Here is a 19935-nt window from a genome sequence, read left to right as displayed (position 1 = left end):
TGTGCGGGGGCATGATGAGGGTCATCACACGCACGTTCGGAGACCCCACATGTACAAGCGCATCCTCGTTCCCACCGATGGTTCGGACATCACGGCCAAGGCCGTCGCCACCGCCGTGACGCTGGCCAAGACGGTCGGCGCGCCGATCAGCGTGCTGGCGGTCAAGGAGCCGTTCCCCTACAGCGCGATCTCGGAGATGCAGCCGATCCCGCCGCAGGAGTTCTTCGATTCGCAGGAGCGCATCGCCCTCAAGCACGTGCAGGCGGTCAAGGACGCCTGTGCCGCGGCCGGTGTCGAATGCTCTGCCGCGACGGTCGAGGCGCTGCACCCGTGGGAGGCCATCCTCGAGTACGGCAAGGCGCAGGGTTGCGACCTGATCGTGATGGCCTCGCACGGCCGCCGCGGTGTGGCGGCGCTGCTGCTGGGCAGCGAGACGCAGAAGGTGCTGACGCACTGCGACACGCAGGTGCTGGTGGTGCGCTGACAGCCGATCGGGCCGTCCTGGCCCGCAGCGGGTGGCCGTCATCGGACCGCACGAAAAGCAAGCGGGGCCTGTGAAGGCCCCGCTGCCGTTTCAGGGTCGGACGTGGTTCAGTCGTCGTCGCCGCCACCCAGCATGCCGCCGAGCAGCCCGCCTGCGGCCAGGCCGCCGAGCAGCGAGCCCTGTTCCTTGCCACCGCCGCCGGTCTGCGGCGCCGCCGCGAAGATGCGGCTGGCCAGGCGCGAGAGCGGCAGGCTCTGCAGCCAGATCGTGCCCGGGCCGCTCAGCTTGGCGAAGAACAGGCCCTCGCCGCCGAACAGCGCGGTCTTGATCTTGCCCACGTACTGGATCTCGAAGCTCACGCCCGCGGTGTAGGCCACCACGCAGCCGGTGTCGACCAGCAGCGTCTGACCCGGCTGCAGTTCGCGCCGCACCACGGTGCCGCCGGCATGCACGAAGGCGAGGCCGTCGCCGTCGAGCTTCTGCATGATGAAGCCCTCGCCGCCGAAGAAGCCGACCGAGAGCTTCTGCTGGATCGCGATGCCCAGCGACACGCCGCGCGCGGCGCACAGGAAGGCGTCCTTCTGGCAGATCAGCGTGCCGCCGAGCTTGCTCAGATCCATCGGCAGGATCTTGCCGGGGTAGGGCGCCGCGAAGGCGATGCGCTGCTTGCCGCTGCCGTTGTTGGTGTAGACGGTGGTGAAGAGCGATTCGCCCGTCACCAGGCGTTTGCCGGCGCCGAGCAGCTTGCCGAACAGGCCGCCCTGCTGGGCGCGGCCGTCGCCGAAGACGGTGTCCATGCCGATGCCGGCATCCATGAACATCATGCTGCCGGCTTCGCCGATGGCGGCCTCGCCGGGGTCGAGTTCGACCTCGACGAACTGCATCTCGGAACCTTTGATCTCGTAGTCGATGACGTCCATGGCCATGTCGGCGGACTCCTTTTCGGTTGGGGTTCAGTGGTTGATCGGTGCGGGCGGGGTCAGGGCGGCCAGCAGCGGCGCGCGCAGGCGGGCGAAGTCGCGCGGCGCCACGTACTGCAGCACCGTGCGCTGCCGGCCCGAATCGGCCAGGCTGATCGCCAGGCCGCGGTCGGGATAGAGCAGGTGCACCAGGCCGTCGGCGGTGGCGAGCCGTTCGGCCGGTGCGCCGAAGCGCTCGGCGAGCGTCGCCTCGTCGAGCCGCACGGCGGGCAGGAAGAGCAGGCTGTCGATCATCCGGGCCTGCGCCTGCGTGGCATCGTCGTGATGCAGGCCGAGGCGATGGGCGCCGCTGGCCAGCGGCATGTCGCGCGTGGCGCGCTCGGCCCAGCGCTGCGCGACATCGGCGGGCAGCGTCACGCCGAGCAGCAGCTTGCCGTTCACGCCGCTGGCCTGGATCGATTCGAGGTAGGCCTCCAGACTCAGCTCGCCCGCCGGGCTGCGCACCAGCGCGACCTGCAGCGCCTCGCCCGGCCAGCGGCTGGCGGCGTCGGCCAGCGTGCTGCGCCCGAGGTCGAGGCCGAACACCGCGCTGCCGCCCGCACCGTCGAGCCGGATCTGCCACGGCGTGCCGGTCCCGGACGGCTGCGCGCCGCCCTGCTGCAGCGGCGGCGGCGCGGGGCGCCAGGTGTGCCAGAGCAGCGGCGCTGCGATCGCCAGCGCGATGAAGGCCAGCACCCCGAGCACCACCGCGCCGATCAGCCGCGGCATCGACCAGCGTGTTTCAGCGGTCATGACCGAGCAGCTTCAGGCGGGTGGCGGCGTATTGGGCGGCCTGGCCCTGTTCGGTGTAGCCGAGGTAGGCGCGGTAGTGTTCGGCGGCGCGTTTGCTTTGTCCCATGAGCTCAAGTGTGACGCCTTTCAGGAACACCACGCCGGGGTCGCCCGACAGCAGGCGGTCATGCGCCTCGAGGTCCTGCCAGGCGGCGGCGGCGTCGCGCTGCGCCAGTGCCAGCGTGGCGGCCAGCTTGTGCGCCTGGGCCTCCTGCGGATAGGCGTCGCGCGCGGCGATCGCGAATGCACGCGCCTCGCGCACCTGCCCCATCGCCTGCAGGCACTGCGCCATGCGCAGGTTGGCGGCGTAGTCCTGCGACGCCATCTCGAGCGCCGACTTGAACTGCGCGTGCGCTTCGGTCAGGTCCTTGCGGGCCAGCGCCAGTTCGCCGTTCTTGCAGGCCTCGATCAGCGCGCGCATGTGCCGCAGGCTGGCGGTGCGGTCCATGAAACGCTCGCGGCGCGTGCTGCTGTTGCGGCTGCCGGCGTGCAGGGTCTCGACGTTGCGGCGCACCGCGTCACGCCGCTCGGGGCTGGTCGGCTGCGCCGCCGCCATCGCCGCCAGCAGGGCCGGGCGCTGCTGCCCGGCTTCGGCCAGGCGTTGCTGCAGCGTCACCATGCCGAGCCCCGGATAGCCCGCGCCGACCAGGTACTGCAGCCCCGCCGCGTCGGCCTCGCGCATCTGTTCGGCCGAGTAGGTCGGGATCAGCGCGCTGGCGCCGATCTGTCCGGCCAGCCCGATCGGCGGCGTCCAGGCCGATTCCTGGCTGGCCGCCACGGTGTTCGTGACCACCGCCTGCGCCACCGAATCGGTGCGCTGGCGGCTCAGTGCGTGGCGGGCGTTGACGTGGCCGAGCTGCTGGCCGATCAGCGCGGCGAGCTCGGCCTCGTCCTGCAGCTCGATCAGCAGGCCGCGCGTGATGCCCAGCCCGCCGGCCGGGAAGGCGTAGGCGTTCAGGTGGTGGGCGTTGAGCGCGCGGTAGCTGTAGGGCAGGCCACGCCGCGGCGCCTGGGCCTGGATGGCGAAGCCGATCTCGCCGACGTAGGTGTTGATGGCCACGTCCTGCAGCGCGCCCAGGTCGAGCGAGAACTGCTGCGGCGCCTGCTGCGCGTCGAGCGCGCGGGCGCCGGCGTCGTCGATCGGGGCCGGCTTGGGCGGCGGCCGGGCTGCGGGCGATGCCGACGGGGTCGCCCGCGCAGCCGGTGCGGCCGTGTCGCCGGTCGGCGGCACGCCGCCCGGGCTGGCGCAGCCGCCGAGCAAGCCCGCCGCGCTGCCGAACAGCAGGCCGATGTCGCGCCGGTTCGGTCGGCCGTCGTGCAGGCGCGCTGCGAAGGCGCGCAAGGCGGGTCGGGCGGGCTTGAAGAGGGGATCCATGGCGGTCTCGGCAACAGGGACGGGCCGGCGGATTTTATGGAACCGCGATCCGGCCCGATCGTGACGACCTGTACCCCGGGCGGCTGTGCCCGTATCAGAATCCGCTTCATGCCAGACAGCCTGCTCACCGTGCTCACCGGCGCCTCGCGCGGCCTCGGCCTCGCGATCGCCCACGCCATCCTCGCCCGCGAGGCGTCCCAGCATCTGCTGACGCTGCAGCGCCAGCCCGATCCGGCCCTGGCCGAACTGGCGCAGCAGCGCGGCCATGTCCTGGAGGCCTGGTCGCAGGACCTGGCCGACGCGCTGCCGGCATCCCAACGCCTGGCCGCCTGGCTGGCCGCACAGGATGGCGAGCGCCATGCCGGCGTCACCCTGATCAACAACGCCGGCGTGCTGGCGCCGCTGCGCAGCGCCGCCGACACCGATCCGGCCGCGCTGGTGCAGGCGCTGCGGGTCGGGCTGGAGGCGCCGCTGCTGCTGGCCGCGGTGTTCCTGCGTGGCACGCGCGACTGGTCGGCGCGCCGCCGCGCGGGCGTCAAGCTGCTCAACGTGTCGTCCGGATTGGGCCGGCGCGGCATGGCCGGCAGCGCCGCCTACTGCGCGGCCAAGGCCGGCCTGGACAACGCCAGCCGCGCCCTGGCGCTCGAAGAGGCGCAGCAGCCCTGGCCGGCGCGGGTGGTGTCGCTCGCGCCGGGCGTGATCGACACCGACATGCAGGTGCAGCTGCGCGCCGGCGATCCGGCCGAGTTCCCGGAGCACGACCGCTTCGTCGACCTGCAGCGCAGCGGCAGGCTCTGGTCGGCCGAGGTCGCCGCGGCGGCGCTGCTGCGCTGGCTGGAGCGGACCGACTTCGGCGAGCGGGTGGTGGTCGACGTGCGCGAGTGAGCGCATGAGTGGCCGCGCTCAGGTGCCGAAACCCGCCTGCAGCGTGGTGCGCAGGTACGCCACCAGGGCGTGCACGGCGCGTGGCACGTAGGGGCTGTAGGGCCGGATCGCGAACAGGAACTCGCCGAAGCTGCCGACCGGCTTCCATTGCGGCAGCACCGCCTCGAGCGCGCCGTTGCGCAGCGCCGCCTGGGCGCTGAAATCGGGCAGCAGCGCGATGCCCAGCCCGTCGATCGCGGCCTCGCGCAGCACCTCGCTGTTGTTGGCGCTGAGCGGGCCGCGCACGGCCACCGTCACCGGCGCGAGCGCGGCCTGCCGCGGCTGAAACTGCCAGGTCGGCGTCTCGCCGGGGCGCGGGTAGTGCAGGCAGTCGTGCTGGCCGCGTTCGGTGGCGAGCTCGGCGGGATGCTGCGGTCGGCCGCGGCGCTGCAGGTAGTCGGGGCTGGCGACCAGCACCGAGCGGGTGGTGGTGAGCGTCCAGGCGACATGGGTTTCGGGCGGCCGGGCGGTGTGCCGGATCGCCAGGTCGAAGCCCTCCTGTGCCAGCGACAGCACCTGGTCGTTGAGCACCAGCTCGATGCGCACCTCCGGATGTGCGCGCAGGAAGTCCGGCAGCCTCGGCACGATCTGCTGGCGCCCCAGCGCCACCGGCGCGGTCACGCGCAGCAGGCCGCGCGGCGTGGTGGCCAGGTCCTTCACGCCGGCCAGGCCGCGCTCGATCTGCTCGAAGGCGCCGCGGGTGGCGTCGGCGAGCTGCTGGCCGGCTTCGGTCAGGCGCACGCTGCGGGTGGTGCGGCTGACCAGCGGCACGCCGGCGGCGCGCTCCAGGTCGGCGATGTGCTGGCTCATCGCCGCCTTGCTGACGCCCAGGCGCTGCGCGGCGGCGGTGTAGCTGCCCAGATCGCCCAGCACCGTCAGCCAGTGCATGTGCGACCACAGACCGTCGATGCGTCTGGCTTCCATCGCGTTGTTCCGGGTTTGTGCGGATCATTGTTCGTGATCGTGAACAGTGTATCCAGCCGGCCGGGATTTTCAGAGCGGCCGTCGATGCCTAGACTGCGGCCATCGCAATGCGGTCCATGCCCGGAGTCGGCCAATCACGGTCGATGTCGAAGGGCCCGGCCGCCACACAGGAGACCGCCATGGGCGCACCCGACGCATACCTCGCCACCACCGACGTGGGCCACCACATCAACGGCCGTGCCGTGCCCGGCAACGGCCGCACGCAGCCGGTCTTCAACCCGGCCACCGGCGCAGTGGCGCGCCAGCTGCAGCTGGCCACCGTCGAGGACGTGAACGCGGCGGTCGCGGCGGCGCAGGCGGCGTTCCCGGCCTGGTCGCAGACCCCGGCGATCCGGCGCGCCCGCGTCATGAACAACTTCCTGGCGCTGGTCAACCAGCACAAGGACACGCTGGCGGCGATGATCACCGCCGAACACGGCAAGGTCTTCACCGACGCGCAGGGCGAGGTGATGCGCGGCATCGACATCATCGAGTTCGCCTGCGGCATCCCGCAGCTGCTCAAGGGCGACTACACCGAGCAGGTCTCGACCGGCATCGACAACTGGACCATGCGCCAGGCGCTCGGCGTGGTCGCCGGCATCACGCCGTTCAACTTCCCGGTCATGGTGCCGTGCTGGATGTTCCCGGTGGCGATCGCCTGCGGCAACACCTTCGTGCTCAAGCCCAGCGAGCGCGACCCGTCGGCGGCCAACTTCATGGCCGATCTGCTCACGCAGGCCGGCCTGCCCGACGGCGTGTTCAACGTCGTGCAGGGCGACAAGCTGGCGGTCGACACGCTGCTCGGCCACCCCGACGTCAAGGCGCTGAGCTTCGTCGGCTCGACCCCGATCGCGCAGTACATCTACGAAACCGGCGCGCATCACGGCAAGCGCGTGCAGGCGCTCGGCGGCGCCAAGAACCACATGGTGGTGATGCCTGACGCCGATGTCGACCAGGTGGTCGACGCCCTGATCGGCGCCGCCTACGGCTCGGCCGGCGAGCGCTGCATGGCGATCTCGGTGGCGGTGCTGGTGGGCGACATCGCCGACAAGGTCGTGCCGCTGGTGGCCGAGCGCGCCCGTGCGCTGAAGATCAAGAACGGCATGGAGCTCGACGCCGAGATGGGCCCGATCGTGACCGCCCAGGCGCGTGACCGCATCGAGGGCTACATCGGCATCGGCGTCGAAGAAGGCGCGCAGCTGGTGGTCGACGGCCGCGGCCACAAGGTGCCGGGCCACGAGGCGGGCTTCTTCACCGGCGGCACGCTGTTCGACCACGTCACGCCGCAGATGCGCATCTACAAGGAAGAGATCTTCGGCCCGGTGCTGGCCTGCGTGCGCGTGGCGACCTTTGCCGAAGCGGTCGATCTGATCAACGCGCATGAATACGGCAACGGCGTGGCCTGCTACACCAGCGACGGCAACGTGGCGCGCGAGTTCGCCCGCCACATCCAGGTCGGCATGGTCGGCATCAACGTGCCGATCCCGGTGCCGATGGCCTGGCACGGCTTCGGCGGCTGGAAGAAGAGCCTGTTCGGCGACATGCACGCCTACGGCGAAGAGGGCGTGCGCTTCTATACCAAGCAGAAGTCGATCATGCAGCGCTGGCCCGCCAGCATTGCCAAGGGCGCCGAGTTCGTGATGCCGACGGCCAAGTGAGATCGATCAGCCCGCGGTGGTGAAGCGGTAGCGGATGCGCTGCCGCCACACCTGACCCGGCAGCAGCCAGCAGTCGCCCGGCGTGCCGGCTGCGGCCCAGCGCCGGTTCGGGCTGTCGGGCAGGTACTGCGGCTCCAGCGCCAGCCCGGCATGGGCGTGGTGCGTGCGACCGCCCGGCGCCGGCGAGCCGGCCAGGAGCTGGCCGGTGTAGAGCTGCAGGGCCGGCAGCGTGGTGCTCAGCGTCATCTGCAGCCGGCCGTCGGCTGCGCTCAGCACCGCCGCCTCGCGCAGCCTGTCCGGGCTGTCTCCTGCAGCGGCATCCTCGGTCGATTCCAGCACGTAGGCATGGTCATGGCCGCGTTGCGCTCGCAGCTGTTCGCTCGCATCCAGATGTCCGTCCAGCTGCGTTCGCAGCCGTGTCGCGCGGCGGAAATCGAAACCCGGCAGATCGGCCACCGGCACCGGCCCTTCCAGCGGGATGCAGTCCGGATCGACCGGCAGCACCCGATCGGCGTGGATCTGCAGGTGGTGGTCGCGCACGTCGCCGGCGTCCCCCGCCTGGCGCGCATCGAGGTTGAAGTAGGCGTGGTTGCTGAGCCCGATCGGTGACGGTGCGTCGACCCGCACCTCGTAGTCGATCTCCAGCGTCTGCGCATCGATCAGCCGGTAGCGCACCTGCGCCTGAGCCGTGCCGGGGTAGCCCTGGTCGCCGGCCACCGACGTTAGCGTGTAGACGGCCTCCAGCGCATCGTCCGTCGCGGCCACCGCCGGCTGCGCCCAGCGCCGCGTGTCCCAGCCGTCCGGCCCGCCGTGCAGGTGATGCCGTTCGCCGTCGCCCCGTGCGAGCGACACCACCTGATCGCCCCGCGCGAGGCGCCCGTGCGCGATGCGGTTGGCGTAGCGGCCGAGCGTGCTGCCCATGAAACTGCGTGGCTGCGCCGGCCCGATGCGGGCGTGGCGTGGCTGCAGCAGGGCTTCGCGCCAGTCGCCGTCGGGCATCGGCACGCAGCAGCTCAGCCACGCCGCGCCCCATGGCGACAGCTTCACGCGCAAGCCGCCGGGCCAGTGCAGCACCTGGATTGCGGCCTCCGGTTCGTCCGGGTCGGCATCGGAGTCGATCGGCGTGGCGATTCGGGCGTGGGTCATGGCGGGGCTGGGCTGGAGGTGGGTCTGCGGCGGCGAGCGGCCGATTATTGGCGGACGCCGGCGTGGCGTGGCGCCGGCCTCAGCTGCCGTGCGAGCTCAGGAAGGCGTAGCGCTGATCATCCTGGCGCACCAGCGCGGCGTTGATGTGGTCGCGCCGCTGCAGCGCCAGATCGGTGACCAGCACGTCGACGATCACCGTCTGCATCAGCCGCGACACCATCGGCACCAGCGCCTGCAGGTCCTCCGGGTGATCGACCGGCAGGATCACGTCGGACAGCCGGGCCAGGTCGCTGCGCTGCGGGCACATCCCGATCACCCGCGTGCCGCTGCGGCGCGCCCGCATCACGGCCTCGTTGACCGGATCGACCGCGCCCGAGTTCGACAGCACCAGCAGCACGTCGTCGGGGCCGAGGAACGCCGCCGTCACGTTCTGCAGCTGCGAGTCGGTGCGCGCCACCACCTGCAGGCCCAGCCGGCCGAACTTGTGCTGCGCCTCCTCGGCCGCCAGCGCGGCGGCGCCGACGCCGTAGACCTCGATCCGGCGCGCGTTGGCCAGCAGCTTGACGGCCTGCTCGAAGGCCTGCGGATGCAGCCGGTCGCGCAGCTCGATCAGCGCCGAGATCGAGTTGTTGAGGATGGTGGCCATGCGCTCGGCGGTCGGATCGGCGGCGCGCACCGGGCGGTGCGCGACCTTGGTGCTGCCCGACAGCCCGGCACCGAGCCGCAGCTTGAAATCCGCCAGCCCCTTGAACCCCATCGTGCGGCAGAAGCGCATCACCGTGGGCGTGCTGACGCCGCAGCGATCGGCGATGCGGGCGATCGAGTCGCTCATCCAGGCGCGTGGCGCCGACAGCAGGTCGCCCGCCACCAGGCGCTCGGAGGTCGACAGCCGCGGCAGCGCCGCGCGCACGTCGTCGAGCAGCGGCTCGGCGCCGTGGTCGGCGGTGAGGTGATCCTCCAGAAAGGCCGACGTGCCGCGCAGCGCCGAACGCGGTGCCACCACCACCCAGGTCGGGATCTGCGTCAGCCACTGGCTGAAACGGCCCTTCTGCTCGAAGCGCCGGCGGAACGCCGAGGCCTCGAAGAACGGCAGGATCTGCGGCACGATGCCCCCGCCGATGTAGAGGCCGCCGACGCTGCCCAGCGTCAGCGCCAGGTTGCCCGCCACCGTGCCGAGCATGGCGCAGAACACCGCCAGCGCGCGCTGCGCCACCGGGCACGGCGGCGTGGCCAGGGCGCGCGCCGAGATCTCGGGCGCCGCGAGGCGGGCGGGCTGGTGGCCGGTCTGCGCGGCGATCACCTCGTGGATCAGCTCCAGCCCCGGCCCCGAGATCAGCCGCTCGCCTGACGCATGGCCGTAACGCTGGCGGGCCGCAGCGACGACCTGTTCCTCGTCGTCGTCCTGCGGCGGGTAGCTGACGTGGCCGCCCTCGCTCGACAGCGCCACGTAACGGTCCTGCACCAGCACCAGGGCCGACACCCCCAGCCCGCTGCCCGGCCCGATCACGCCCTGCACGCCGCCGGTGACCGGCTCGCCGCCGCCCACCTTGATGCGCTCGCCGGCGTCGAGCCGGGTCAGCCCCATCGCCAGCGCGGTGTAGTCGTTGACCACCAGCAGCGTCTGCAGGCCCAGCGCGCGCCGCATGGCCTCGACCGAAAACGCCCACGGATGGTTGGTCAGCTGCACCTGGTCGCCGGCGATCGGGTTGGGCAGCGAAAACGCCGCGTGACGAACCGGCGGCGAGCCGTGCGCGAGCAGGAAGGTGCGCACCGCGGCCTCGAGCGATTCATGCGCAGAACAGGGCAGAACCTCGCTCGCCCAGTAGCGATCGGGTGCCGATTCGAGCGCAAAGCGCACGTTCGAGGCGCCGACATCGGCCAGCAGGCGCAGGCCGTCGGGGTAGGCGGATGTCAGTTCAGGGGCGATCATGGGATCAAAGTGTAATGAAATTACGTTGTAACCGGATTGTGATCATTCATGCTTTTGGTGCTCAGGGTTTTCACTGGAAGAGATGCAATCGATTGCGTTTTGTATTTGTCCAAGACAAATTTACAGAAGCGCGGTGCTTTCTTGCAAACAAGATTCAGTGTTAACCCTAATTTTTTAAGGCATGTAAGAAAATTACATTCACGACGTGGCCGGTTTCGCCACCCAATGCGGAGACAAATACTCATGTCGTTCAATTTCAAGCACATCGCCGCTGGGGTCGCCCTGGCTTTCGGTGGCATCGCCGGCGCCCAGGCCGCCACGATCACCATCTCGTGCGGCTCCAACGCTGCCGACGTCGAGTTCTGCGGCAAGTACGCCGAGGACTGGGGCAAGGCCAACGGCCACACCGTCAAGATGTATTCGTCCCCGGCCAGCACGACCGACAACCTGGCCCTGCTGCGCCAGCAGTTCGCGGCCAAGTCGTCCGACCTCGACGTGATCATGATCGACGTGGTCTGGCCCGGCGTGATCAAGGATCACCTGGTCGACCTGAAGAAGTACAGCAAGGGCGCCGAGGCCAAGCACTTCCCGGCCATCGTGGCCAACAACACGGTCGACGGCAAGCTGCTGGGCATGCCCTGGTTCACCGACGCCGGCCTGCTGTTCTATCGCAAGGACCTGGTCGAGAAGTACGGCCTGAAGGCGCCGGGCACCTGGGAAGAGATGGCCACCGCGGCCAAGAAGATCCAGGACGGCGAGCGCGCGGCCGGCAAGGCCGACTTCCAGGGTTTCGTCTTCCAGGCCAAGGCCTATGAAGGCCTGACCTGCGACGCGCTCGAGTGGGTGGCGAGCTTCGGCGGCGGCGAGATCGTCGACAAGGCCGGCAACATCACCATCAACAACCCCGGTGCGGCCAAGGCGCTCGACACCGCGGCTTCGTGGATCGGCACCATCGCCCCGGCCGGCGTGCTGAACTACGGCGAGGAAGACTCGCGCGGCGTGTGGCAGAACGGCAATGCCGCCTTCATGCGCAACTGGCCTTACGCCTGGTCGCTGGGTCAGGCCGCCGACAGCCCGATCAAGGGCAAGATCGGCGTCGCAGCCCTGCCGGCCGGTTCGGGCGCCGGTGCCAAGAAGGCGGCCACGCTGGGCGGCTGGCAGCTGGCGGTGTCGAAGTACTCCAAGAACGTCGACGCGGCCGCCGCGCTGGCCATGTACATGACCAGCCCGGAGATCCAGAAGAAGCGCGCCGTCGGTGGTTCGTACAACCCGACCATCCCCGACCTCTACAAGGACGCCGACATCGCCAAGGCGAACCCGTTCATGGTCGAGCTGCTCGACGTCTTCACCAACGCCGTGGCCCGTCCGGCCACCGCCACCGGCCTGAAGTACCCGGAAGTCTCCAACGCGTTCTGGGACGCCACCCACGAGGTGCTCGAGAAGAAGACCACCGGCGCGGCCGCGGTCAAGAAGCTCGAAGGCAAGCTCAAGCAGATCAAGCGCACCAAGTGGTGATCTGAAGACGGCAGGCCGCCCGCCCGGGTGGCGGCCGTAGCGGGGCGGCCGCGATGGTGGCGCCCCGCCTGTTTCTTGGCTTTCCAGGGCGCATCCCATGAAAAACCGCACTCGCATTGCCTGGACCTTCCTGGCGCCGATGCTGATCCTGATGGTCCTGGTGGCGGGTTGGCCGCTCGGGCGTTCGATCTGGTTCAGCTTCACTGAAACCAACATCAACGACATCACGGCCAGCTCCTTCGTGGGCTTTGGCAACTACTTCGGCGAATTCGGCCTGTTCGCGAACCCGAACTACGTCGAGGGCTTCTGGGCCAGCGACTGGGGCATCTCGATCCTGAACACCTACAAGTTCTCGATCGTCTCGGTGATCCTCGAGACCCTGTGCGGCCTGGGCGTGGCGATGCTGCTGAACCAGGAGTTCAAGGGTCGCGCGTTGGTGCGCACCGCGGTGCTGGTGCCCTGGGCCATCCCGACCATCGTGTCGGCCAAGATGTGGGGCTGGATGCTGCATGACCAGTTCGGCCTGATCAACCAGATCCTGCTCGACTGGGGAATCATCTCCGCCAAGATCGCCTTCACCGCGGACCCGGACTATGCGCTGTGGACGGTGGTGGCGGTCGACGTCTGGAAGACCACGCCCTTCATGGCCCTGCTGATCCTCGCGGGCCTGCAGACGCTGCCCAAGGACTGCTACGAGGCCGCGCGTGTCGACGGCGTGCATCCGCTGCGCGTGTTCTGGAAGGTGACGCTGCCGCTGATCAAGCACCCGCTGATGGTGGCGGTGATCTTCCGGCTGCTCGACGCCCTGCGCATCTTCGACCTGATCTTCGTGCTGACCTCCAACAGCGGCAGCACCATCAGCATGTCGGGCTTCGTGCGCCGCGAGATGGTCGACAACGGCAACCTGGGTTACGGCTCGGCGGCGTCGACCTCGCTGACGATCATCATCTTCCTGTCGGCGCTGCTGTTCATGCGTGCGGCACGCGTCAAGCTCAACGAGGAGTCCAACTGATGAATCAGCGTCCGCTCTGGGGCAGCGTTGTCCTCTACCTGCTGGCCGCGCTGGTGGTCATCGCGTCGGTCTATCCCTTCATCTACACGGTGGCCACGTCGCTCAAGAGCGGCACGGCGCTGTTCAGCTCTAACCTGATTCCGGACGCGCCGACGTTTCGCAACTACGTGCAGCTGTTCGAGGGCCGCCAGCCCTTCGGCCGACAGTTGGCCAACTCGGTGCTGGTCGCCACCGTCACGGTGGTGATCTCGATGCTGATGGCGATCACTGCGGCCTATGCGCTGGGCCGCATCCAGTTCAAGGGCAAGGGCGCGCTGCTGCTGGCGATCCTGGCGGTGTCGATGTTCCCGCAGGTGGCGGTGCTGTCGGGCATGTTCGAGCTGATGCAGGCGCTCGGCCTGTACAACCGCTCGATCGGCCTGGTGGTGCCCTACACGCTGTTCACGCTGCCGTTCACGGTCTGGATCCTGACCACCTTCATGCGCGGCTTGCCCAAGGAGCTCGAAGAGGCCGCCATCATGGACGGCTGCGGCCCGCTGCGCATCATCTTCGAGGTCTTCATGCCGCTGCTCGCGCCGGCGCTGGTCTCGACCGGGCTGCTGGCCTTCATCGGCGCCTGGAACGAGTTCCTGTTCGCGCTGACCTTCGTCTCCGACGACACCCAGCGCACCGTGCCGGTCGGCATCTCGCTGATCACCGGCGCCACCGCGTACGAGGTGCCGTGGGGCAGCATCATGGCCGCGTCGGTCATCGTCACCGTGCCGCTGGTGGTGCTGGTGCTGATCTTCCAGAAGAAGATCGTCTCCGGCCTGACCGCTGGCGCGATCAAGGGCTGAACATGAAAGCGCCCAACAACGGCTGGTGGCGCGGCGGGGTGATCTACCAGATCTACCCGCGCAGCTACCAGGACAGCAACGGCGACGGCATCGGCGATCTGCCGGGCATCACCCGGCGGCTCGACCACATCGCGGCTCTCGGCGCCGACGGCATCTGGCTGTCGCCGTTCTTCAAGAGCCCGATGAAGGACTTCGGCTACGACATCAGCGACTACAACGATGTCGACCCGATGTTCGGCACGCTGGCCGACTTCAAGGTGCTGGTCGACCGCGCGCACGCGCTGGGCCTGAAGGTCATGATCGACCAGGTCTATTCGCACACCGCCGATGTGCACCCGTGGTTCGTCGAAAGCCGTTCGAGCCGCACCAATGACAAGGCCGACTGGTACGTGTGGGCCGATCCGCTCGACGACGGCAATCCGCCCAACAACTGGCTGTCGATCTTCGGCGGCAGCGCCTGGCAATGGGACACGCGGCGCAGGCAGTACTACCTGCACAACTTCCTGACCAGCCAGCCCGACCTCAACTTCCATTGCCCGCAGGTGCAGGAAGCGGTGCTGGCCTCGGTCAAGTTCTGGTGCGAGTTCGGGGTCGACGGCTACCGGCTCGACGTCGTCAACTTCTATTTCCACGACCGGCAGCTGCGCAACAACCCGGGCCGCGGCATGCCCGACGGCAGCGACCCGGCGGTGAGCCCGGTCAACCCGTATGCCTGGCAGTGGCACCACCACGACAAAAGCCAACCCGAGAACCTGCCGTTCCTGCAGCGCCTGCGCGCGCTGATCGACGAGTACCCCGACACCACGATGGTCGGCGAGATCGGCGATGACGACGGCCTGGCGCGTGTGGCCGAGTACACCGGCGGCGGTGACAAGCTGCACATGGCGTACTGCTTCGACCTGCTCGGCGAGCCGCACGGCGCACCGTATCTGCACGGCGTGTTCACGCGCTTCAATCAGGTGGTGGGCAGCGGCTGGCCGTGCTGGGCGATCACCAACCACGACATCCCGCGCGTGGCCACGCGCTGGGGCGGCGCCAACCCGAGCATGGGCCTGTTGCGCGCCGCAGTGGCTCTTCAGCTGAGCCTGCGTGGCACCGCCTGCATCTACCAGGGCGACGAGCTCGGCCTGCCCGAAGCCGACGTGGCGTTCGAGGATCTGCAGGACCCGTACGGCATCACGATGTGGCCCGAATACAAGGGCCGCGACGGCTGCCGCACGCCGATGGCGTGGGACTCGAAGGCCGCCGACCTCGGTTTCGGCGGCGCGGCGGTCAACGCCAGGCCGTGGCTGCCGGTGGCACAGAGCCATCGCGCGCTCGCGGTCGACGTGCAGGGCGCCGATCCGCAATCGCTGTTGAGCCACTACCAGCAGCTGCTGCGCTGGCGGCGCGGCGTGCCGGCGCTGATCCACGGCGAGATGACCTTGCTGAGCGTGCATCCGCAGGTGCTCGCCTACCTGCGCAGCCATCAAGGCGAGCGCGTGCTGTGCGCCTTCAACCTGAGCGACCAGCCGGTGACCTGGGACGCCACGACGGCCGGCGTGGTGAGCGCGGTGCTCGGCGACAGCGGCGCGCAGGGCGCGGCGCTGCAAGGCAGCCAGGTCCGCTTCGATCCCTGGGGCGTGCTGTTCGCCCGGCTGGTCTGATCCTCCATCGATTCATCGATTCAACACATGAGCAGTTCAATCCAACCCAAGGCGCCCAACAGCGGCTGGTGGCGCAGCGGCGTGATCTATCAGGTCTACCCGCGCAGCTATCAGGACAGCAACGGCGACGGCATCGGCGACCTGCCCGGCATCACGCGCCGGCTCGACCACATCGCGCGGCTCGGTGCCGATGCGGTGTGGCTGTCGCCAATCTTCAAGAGCCCGATGAAGGACTTCGGCTACGACGTCAGCGACTACAACGACATCGACCCGATGTTCGGCACGCTTTCCGACTTCCGCGTGCTGGTCGACCGTGCGCACGAGCTGGGCCTGAAGGTCATCATCGACCAGGTGCTCTCGCACAGTAGCGACCAGCACCCGTGGTTCGTCGAGAGCCGCAGCAGTCGCGACAACCCGAAGGCCGACTGGTACGTGTGGGCCGACGCCCGCGACGACGGCAACCCGCCCAACAACTGGCTGAGCGTCTTCGGCGGCAGCTCGTGGCAGTGGGACACGCGGCGCAAGCAGTACTACCTGCACAACTTCCTGGCCAGTCAGCCCGATCTCAACTTCCACAACCCGCAGGTGCAGGACGCGCTGCTCGCCTCGGTCAAGGCCTGGCTCGAGTTCGGTGTCGACGGCTACCGGCTCGACGCCATCAACTTCTGCTTCCACGACGCGCAGCTGCGCAGCAACCCCGGCACCGGCGAGCCCGACGGCAGCAACCCGACGGTGTCGGCGAGCAACCCCTACGCCTGGCAGCAGCACCTGTACGACCGCAGCCGGCCCGATGCATTGGGCTTTCTGCAGCGCCTGCGCGCACTGACCGACCAGTACCCCGACACCATGATGGTCGGCGAGATCGGCGACGAGTCGGGCATGCTGATGGTGGCGCAGTACAGCAGTGGTGGCGACAAGCTGCACATGGGCTATTGCTTCGACCTGCTGGCCGACCGCTGCGACGCGCCCTATGTGCACGGCGTGGTCGACAAGTTCGAGCGCGTGGCCGCCACCGCCGATCAGGGCTGGGCCTGCTGGGCCTTGTCCAACCACGATTGCAAGCGCCTGGCCACCCGCTGGGGCGGGCCGAACCCGCATCCGAACCTGCTGCGCCTCGCACCTGCGCTGCAACTGAGCCTGCGCGGCGCCTCGTGCATCTACCAGGGCGACGAGCTCGGCCTGCCCGAAGCCGAGGTCGCCTACGAGGACCTGCAGGATCCGTACGGCATCACGATGTGGCCCGAGTTCAAGGGTCGCGACGGCTGCCGCACGCCGTTCCCTTGGGATTCGTCGGCGCCCGACCTCGGCTTTGCCGGCGTGGCGGATCACGCCAAGCCGTGGCTGCCGGTGTCGGAGAGCCACCGCACGCTGGCCGTCAACGCGCAGGAATCCGACCCGTCGGCGCTGCTGCACCACTACCGCCACCTGCTGGGCTGGCGGCGTGGCCAGGCCGCGCTGATGAAGGGCGACCTGACGCTGCTGCCGATCGACGACCAGGTGCTCGCCTACGTGCGAAGCCACGGCGGCGAGCGGCTGCTGTGCGCCTTCAACCTCAGCGCCACCCCGGCCACGCTCGACCTGAGCGCGGGCGAGACCATCGCCGAAGTCCTGCACGACAGCGGCGCGCGCGGCGCGGCGGTGCAAGGCCGGCGCGTCAGCTTCGAGCCCTACGGCGTGCTGTTCGCCCGCCTGGCCTGACCCCACACGCGGACTCGCTGCCGCCTCCCTTTTGCCCACCACACTGAGCACGCCATGTCACGCATCGACTTCAAACAAATCTGCAAGCGCTATGGCCCGGGTCTGCCGCTGACGATCAACAACGCCAACATCACGATCGACAAGGGCGAGTTCTGCGTCTTCGTCGGGCCGTCGGGCTGCGGCAAGTCGACGCTGCTGCGCATGGTGGCCGGTCTGGAAGACATCACGTCCGGCGACATGTCGATCGGCGGCACGCGGGTCAACGACCTGCCGCCGGCCAAGCGCGGCGTGGCGATGGTGTTCCAGAGCTACGCGCTCTACCCGCACATGACGGTGGCCGAGAACATGGCCTTCGGCCTGCGCGTGATGGGCTCGGACAAGGCCGAGATCGACCGCAAGGTCAAGAAGGCCGGCGACATCCTGCAGCTCGGCCCCTTGATGGACCGCCTGCCCAAGGCGTTGTCGGGCGGCCAGCGCCAGCGGGTGGCGATCGGCCGCGCGATCGTCAAGGAGCCCGACGTGTTCCTGTTCGACGAGCCGCTGTCGAACCTGGATGCCGCGCTGCGCGTGCAGACCCGCCTCGAGATCGCCAAGCTGCACCACGACATCGGCACCGCCAGCATGATCTACGTGACGCACGACCAGGTCGAGGCGATGACGCTGGCCGACAAGATCGTGCTGCTGCGCGCCGGCGCCGACGTGCAGACCAAGGGCAGCGTGGCCCAGTTCGGCACGCCGATGGACCTCTACCACCGGCCGCAGAACCTGTTCGTGGCCGAGTTCATCGGCAGCCCGAAGATGAACATCCTGCCCGGGCGCATCGTGCGTGTCGAAGCCGACCATGCGGTGGTCGAGGTGCACGGCGAGCAGATCACCGCGGCCGTCAATGCGCGCGGCGCCAAGGCCGGCGACAAGGTGTCGCTGGGCATCCGCCCCGAACACCTGCTGACCGGCGACGAAGGACCGGGTTGTGCCTTGCACGTCACGGTGCGCCAGCTCGAGCGGCTGGGCGAGTCGTCGATGCTCTACCTCGACGTCGCGCCCGATGCGCCGATGGCGACGCTGCGGATCGAGGGTTATGCCTCGCAATCGGCCGGTGACCGCGTCACGCTGCGCCTGCGCCCCGAGCAGTGCCATCTGTTCGACGCCAACGGCGAGGCTTTTGCCCGCACGGTCCAGCTGCCGGCCTGATCCCCCATCGAACGCAGGGCCGCCTGCGCCCGACACCCGTCGCGCCCAGCGGCCGCCCTTGCAGGAGCACCCCATGAAGCACGCATGGTGGAAAGAAAGCGTCGTCTACCAGATCTACCCGCGCAGCTTCGCTGACAGCGACGGCGACGGCATCGGCGACCTCAACGGCATCACCGCGAAACTCGATCACCTGAAGACGCTGGGTGTCGACGTGGTGTGGCTGTCGCCGATCTACCGCTCGCCCAACGACGACAACGGCTACGACATCAGCGACTACCGCGCCATCATGGCCGAGTTCGGCACGATGGCCGATTTCGACACCATGCTGGCCGGCATGCACCAGCGTGGCATCAAGCTGATGATGGACCTGGTGGTCAACCACTGCTCGGACGAACACGCCTGGTTCCAGGCCGCGCGCACGAGCCGCGACAACCCGTACCACGACTACTTCATCTGGCGCGACCCCAAGCCCGATGGCTCGCCGCCCACGAACTGGGAGGCCGCCTTCAACGGCTCGGTGTGGGAGTGGAACGAGCCCACCGGCGAGTACTACCTGCACATGTTCAGCAAGAAGCAGCCGGACCTGAACTGGGAGAACCCGCAGGTGCGCGCCGAGGTGCACGCGCTGATGCGCTTCTGGCTCGACAAGGGCGTCGACGGCTTCCGCATGGACGTCATCAACATGATCTCCAAGCCCTGGCGCGCCGACGGCAGCCTGCCCGACGCGCCGGTGGTGCGCGAGGGTTTCCTGCAGCCCGGTTTCGCGCTGACCTGCAACGGCCCGCGCCTGCTCGAATACTTGCGCGAGATGAAGGCCGAGGTGCTCGACCACTACGACACCATCACCGTCGGCGAGGCGCCGATGGCGACCACGCAGCAGGGCCGCGAGATCAGCAACGAGCGCAGCGGCGCGCTCAACATGCTGTTCCAGTTCGAGCACATGGACCTCGACAGCGGACCGCTCGGCAAGTGGGATCTCAAACCGCTCGACCTGCGCGACCTCAAGCGCACCATGTCGCGCTGGCAGGACGAACTGGCGGGCGAGGGCTGGAACAGCCTCTACCTGTCCAACCACGACCAGCCGCGGCCGGTGTCGCGCTTCGGGGATGACGGCGAGTTCCGCGTGGTGTCGGCCAAGATGCTCGGCACCTGGCTGCACATGCACCAGGGCACGCCCTACGTCTACCAGGGCGAAGAGCTCGGCATGACGAACGTGAAGTTCGCCCGCATCGACGACTACCAGGACATCGAGATCCTCAACATGTACCGGGTGGCCACCACCGAGCGGGGGCAGGACCCGGCGCAGGTGCTGGCCTCGATCCACGCCAAGGGCCGCGACAACGCGCGCACGCCGATGCCGTGGACGGCCGGGCCGAACGCCGGCTTCACCGGCGGCAAGCCGTGGTTGAAGCTCAATCCGAACTACCCGCAGATCAACGCCGAGCAGGCGCTGGCCGATCCGGACTCGGTGTTCCATTACTACCGGCGCCTGATCGCGCTGCGCCACGCGCACCCGATCGTGGTCTACGGCCGCTACGACCTGCTGCTGCCCGAGCACCCGCACATCTACGCCTACACGCGCACGCTCGGCGCCGAGCGCCTGCTGGTGGTGTGCAACTTCAGCCACGGCCAGCCGGTGTTCGAGCTGCCGGCCGACATCTTCCACAGCGGCACCGAGCTGATGATCGCCAACTACCCCGTGCCGACCGAGCCGGCGAGCACCGAAGACCTGCGCGCCTTGCGCCTGCGCCCCTACGAGGCGCGCGTGATCCGCCTGCGCGCCTGACCCCATCGCACGACGACCAG

16 protein-coding genes are annotated in these 19935 nt (G+C 69.2%); 10 read left to right on the top strand and 6 right to left on the bottom strand.

What is annotated here, in order from left to right; all coding sequences use genetic code 11:
- Positions 1-49 precede the first annotated feature (49 nt).
- A complete protein-coding gene (locus LCHO_RS16640) occupies positions 50-484 on the top strand; it encodes a universal stress protein (protein WP_012348343.1) in 435 nt (144 codons plus the stop codon).
- Between the two features lie 107 nt (positions 485-591).
- Here the strand turns inward: LCHO_RS16640 and LCHO_RS16635 are convergent, their stop codons facing one another.
- From LCHO_RS16635 to LCHO_RS16625, 3 genes are read right to left on the bottom strand one after another with little or no spacing between them, the layout of a single operon-like run.
- The gene (locus LCHO_RS16635) at positions 592-1410 is read right to left on the bottom strand and encodes a TIGR00266 family protein (RefSeq protein ID WP_012348342.1); all 819 of its coding nucleotides are present in this window, start codon (positions 1408-1410) and stop codon (positions 592-594) included.
- A gap of 27 nt (positions 1411-1437) precedes the next feature.
- Positions 1438-2196 (bottom strand): hypothetical protein, encoded by a 759-nt coding sequence (locus LCHO_RS16630; protein ID WP_043704409.1) that lies wholly within the window; start codon positions 2194-2196, stop codon positions 1438-1440.
- The gene (locus LCHO_RS16625; protein WP_012348340.1) at positions 2186-3610 is read right to left on the bottom strand and encodes a M48 family metalloprotease; all 1425 of its coding nucleotides are present in this window, start codon (positions 3608-3610) and stop codon (positions 2186-2188) included. Before LCHO_RS16625 ends, LCHO_RS16630 begins: the two co-directional genes overlap by 11 nt.
- 108 nt (positions 3611-3718) lie before the next feature.
- Here LCHO_RS16625 and LCHO_RS16620 point away from each other — a divergent pair, with 108 nt between their 5' ends.
- Positions 3719-4495, top strand: coding sequence for an SDR family NAD(P)-dependent oxidoreductase (locus LCHO_RS16620; protein ID WP_012348339.1), 777 nt, complete (start codon positions 3719-3721; stop codon positions 4493-4495).
- Positions 4496-4513: 18 nt separating this feature from the next.
- Here LCHO_RS16620 and LCHO_RS16615 read toward each other — a convergent pair whose 3' ends face one another.
- Complete coding sequence (locus tag LCHO_RS16615) at positions 4514-5458, bottom strand: LysR family transcriptional regulator (protein WP_012348338.1); 945 nt, start codon at positions 5456-5458, stop codon at positions 4514-4516.
- A 179-nt stretch (positions 5459-5637) separates the two neighbouring features.
- Between LCHO_RS16615 and LCHO_RS16610 the strand changes: the two genes are divergently transcribed.
- A complete protein-coding gene (locus tag LCHO_RS16610; protein WP_012348337.1) occupies positions 5638-7155 on the top strand; it encodes a CoA-acylating methylmalonate-semialdehyde dehydrogenase in 1518 nt (505 codons plus the stop codon).
- A 6-nt stretch (positions 7156-7161) separates the two neighbouring features.
- On the opposite strand, the gene LCHO_RS16605 is transcribed toward LCHO_RS16610, so the two are convergent.
- A complete protein-coding gene (locus tag LCHO_RS16605; protein ID WP_012348336.1) occupies positions 7162-8301 on the bottom strand; it encodes a galactose-1-epimerase in 1140 nt (379 codons plus the stop codon).
- A gap of 79 nt (positions 8302-8380) precedes the next feature.
- On the bottom strand, positions 8381-10231 hold the full coding sequence (locus tag LCHO_RS16600; protein ID WP_012348335.1) for a bifunctional transcriptional regulator/glucokinase: 1851 nt from the start codon (positions 10229-10231) through the stop codon (positions 8381-8383).
- Between the two features lie 243 nt (positions 10232-10474).
- On the opposite strand from LCHO_RS16600, the gene LCHO_RS16595 reads away from it, so the two are divergent.
- The 7 genes from LCHO_RS16595 to LCHO_RS16565 all read left to right on the top strand — a co-directional run bounded on the left by LCHO_RS16595 (position 10475) and on the right by LCHO_RS16565 (position 19915).
- A complete protein-coding gene (locus LCHO_RS16595) occupies positions 10475-11746 on the top strand; it encodes an ABC transporter substrate-binding protein (protein WP_012348334.1) in 1272 nt (423 codons plus the stop codon).
- Positions 11747-11843: 97 nt separating this feature from the next.
- Positions 11844-12758, top strand: a complete 915-nt coding sequence (locus tag LCHO_RS16590) for a carbohydrate ABC transporter permease (RefSeq protein ID WP_012348333.1) — start codon at positions 11844-11846, stop codon at positions 12756-12758.
- Positions 12758-13594: a carbohydrate ABC transporter permease gene (locus LCHO_RS16585; protein ID WP_012348332.1), complete on the top strand. Its 837-nt coding sequence runs from the start codon at positions 12758-12760 to the stop codon at positions 13592-13594. Before LCHO_RS16590 ends, LCHO_RS16585 begins: the two co-directional genes overlap by 1 nt.
- Before the next feature lie 2 nt (positions 13595-13596).
- Positions 13597-15240 carry an alpha-glucosidase family protein gene (locus LCHO_RS16580; protein WP_012348331.1) on the top strand — a complete coding sequence of 548 codons (1644 nt, stop codon included), beginning with the start codon at positions 13597-13599 and terminating at the stop codon, positions 15238-15240.
- Positions 15241-15267: 27 nt separating this feature from the next.
- Complete coding sequence (locus LCHO_RS16575; protein WP_012348330.1) at positions 15268-16938, top strand: alpha-glucosidase family protein; 1671 nt, start codon at positions 15268-15270, stop codon at positions 16936-16938.
- A 54-nt stretch (positions 16939-16992) separates the two neighbouring features.
- Positions 16993-18129, top strand: a complete 1137-nt coding sequence (locus LCHO_RS16570) for an ABC transporter ATP-binding protein (protein WP_012348329.1) — start codon at positions 16993-16995, stop codon at positions 18127-18129.
- 73 nt (positions 18130-18202) lie between these two features.
- Positions 18203-19915, top strand: a complete 1713-nt coding sequence (locus tag LCHO_RS16565) for a glycoside hydrolase family 13 protein (RefSeq protein ID WP_012348328.1) — start codon at positions 18203-18205, stop codon at positions 19913-19915.
- Positions 19916-19935 lie beyond the last annotated feature (20 nt).

Origin of the sequence: Leptothrix cholodnii SP-6 (assembly GCF_000019785.1) — a bacterium.
Classification (GTDB): Bacteria; Pseudomonadota; Gammaproteobacteria; order Burkholderiales; family Burkholderiaceae_C; genus Sphaerotilus; species Sphaerotilus cholodnii.
This window is presented reverse-complemented; position numbering and strand designations above follow the sequence as displayed.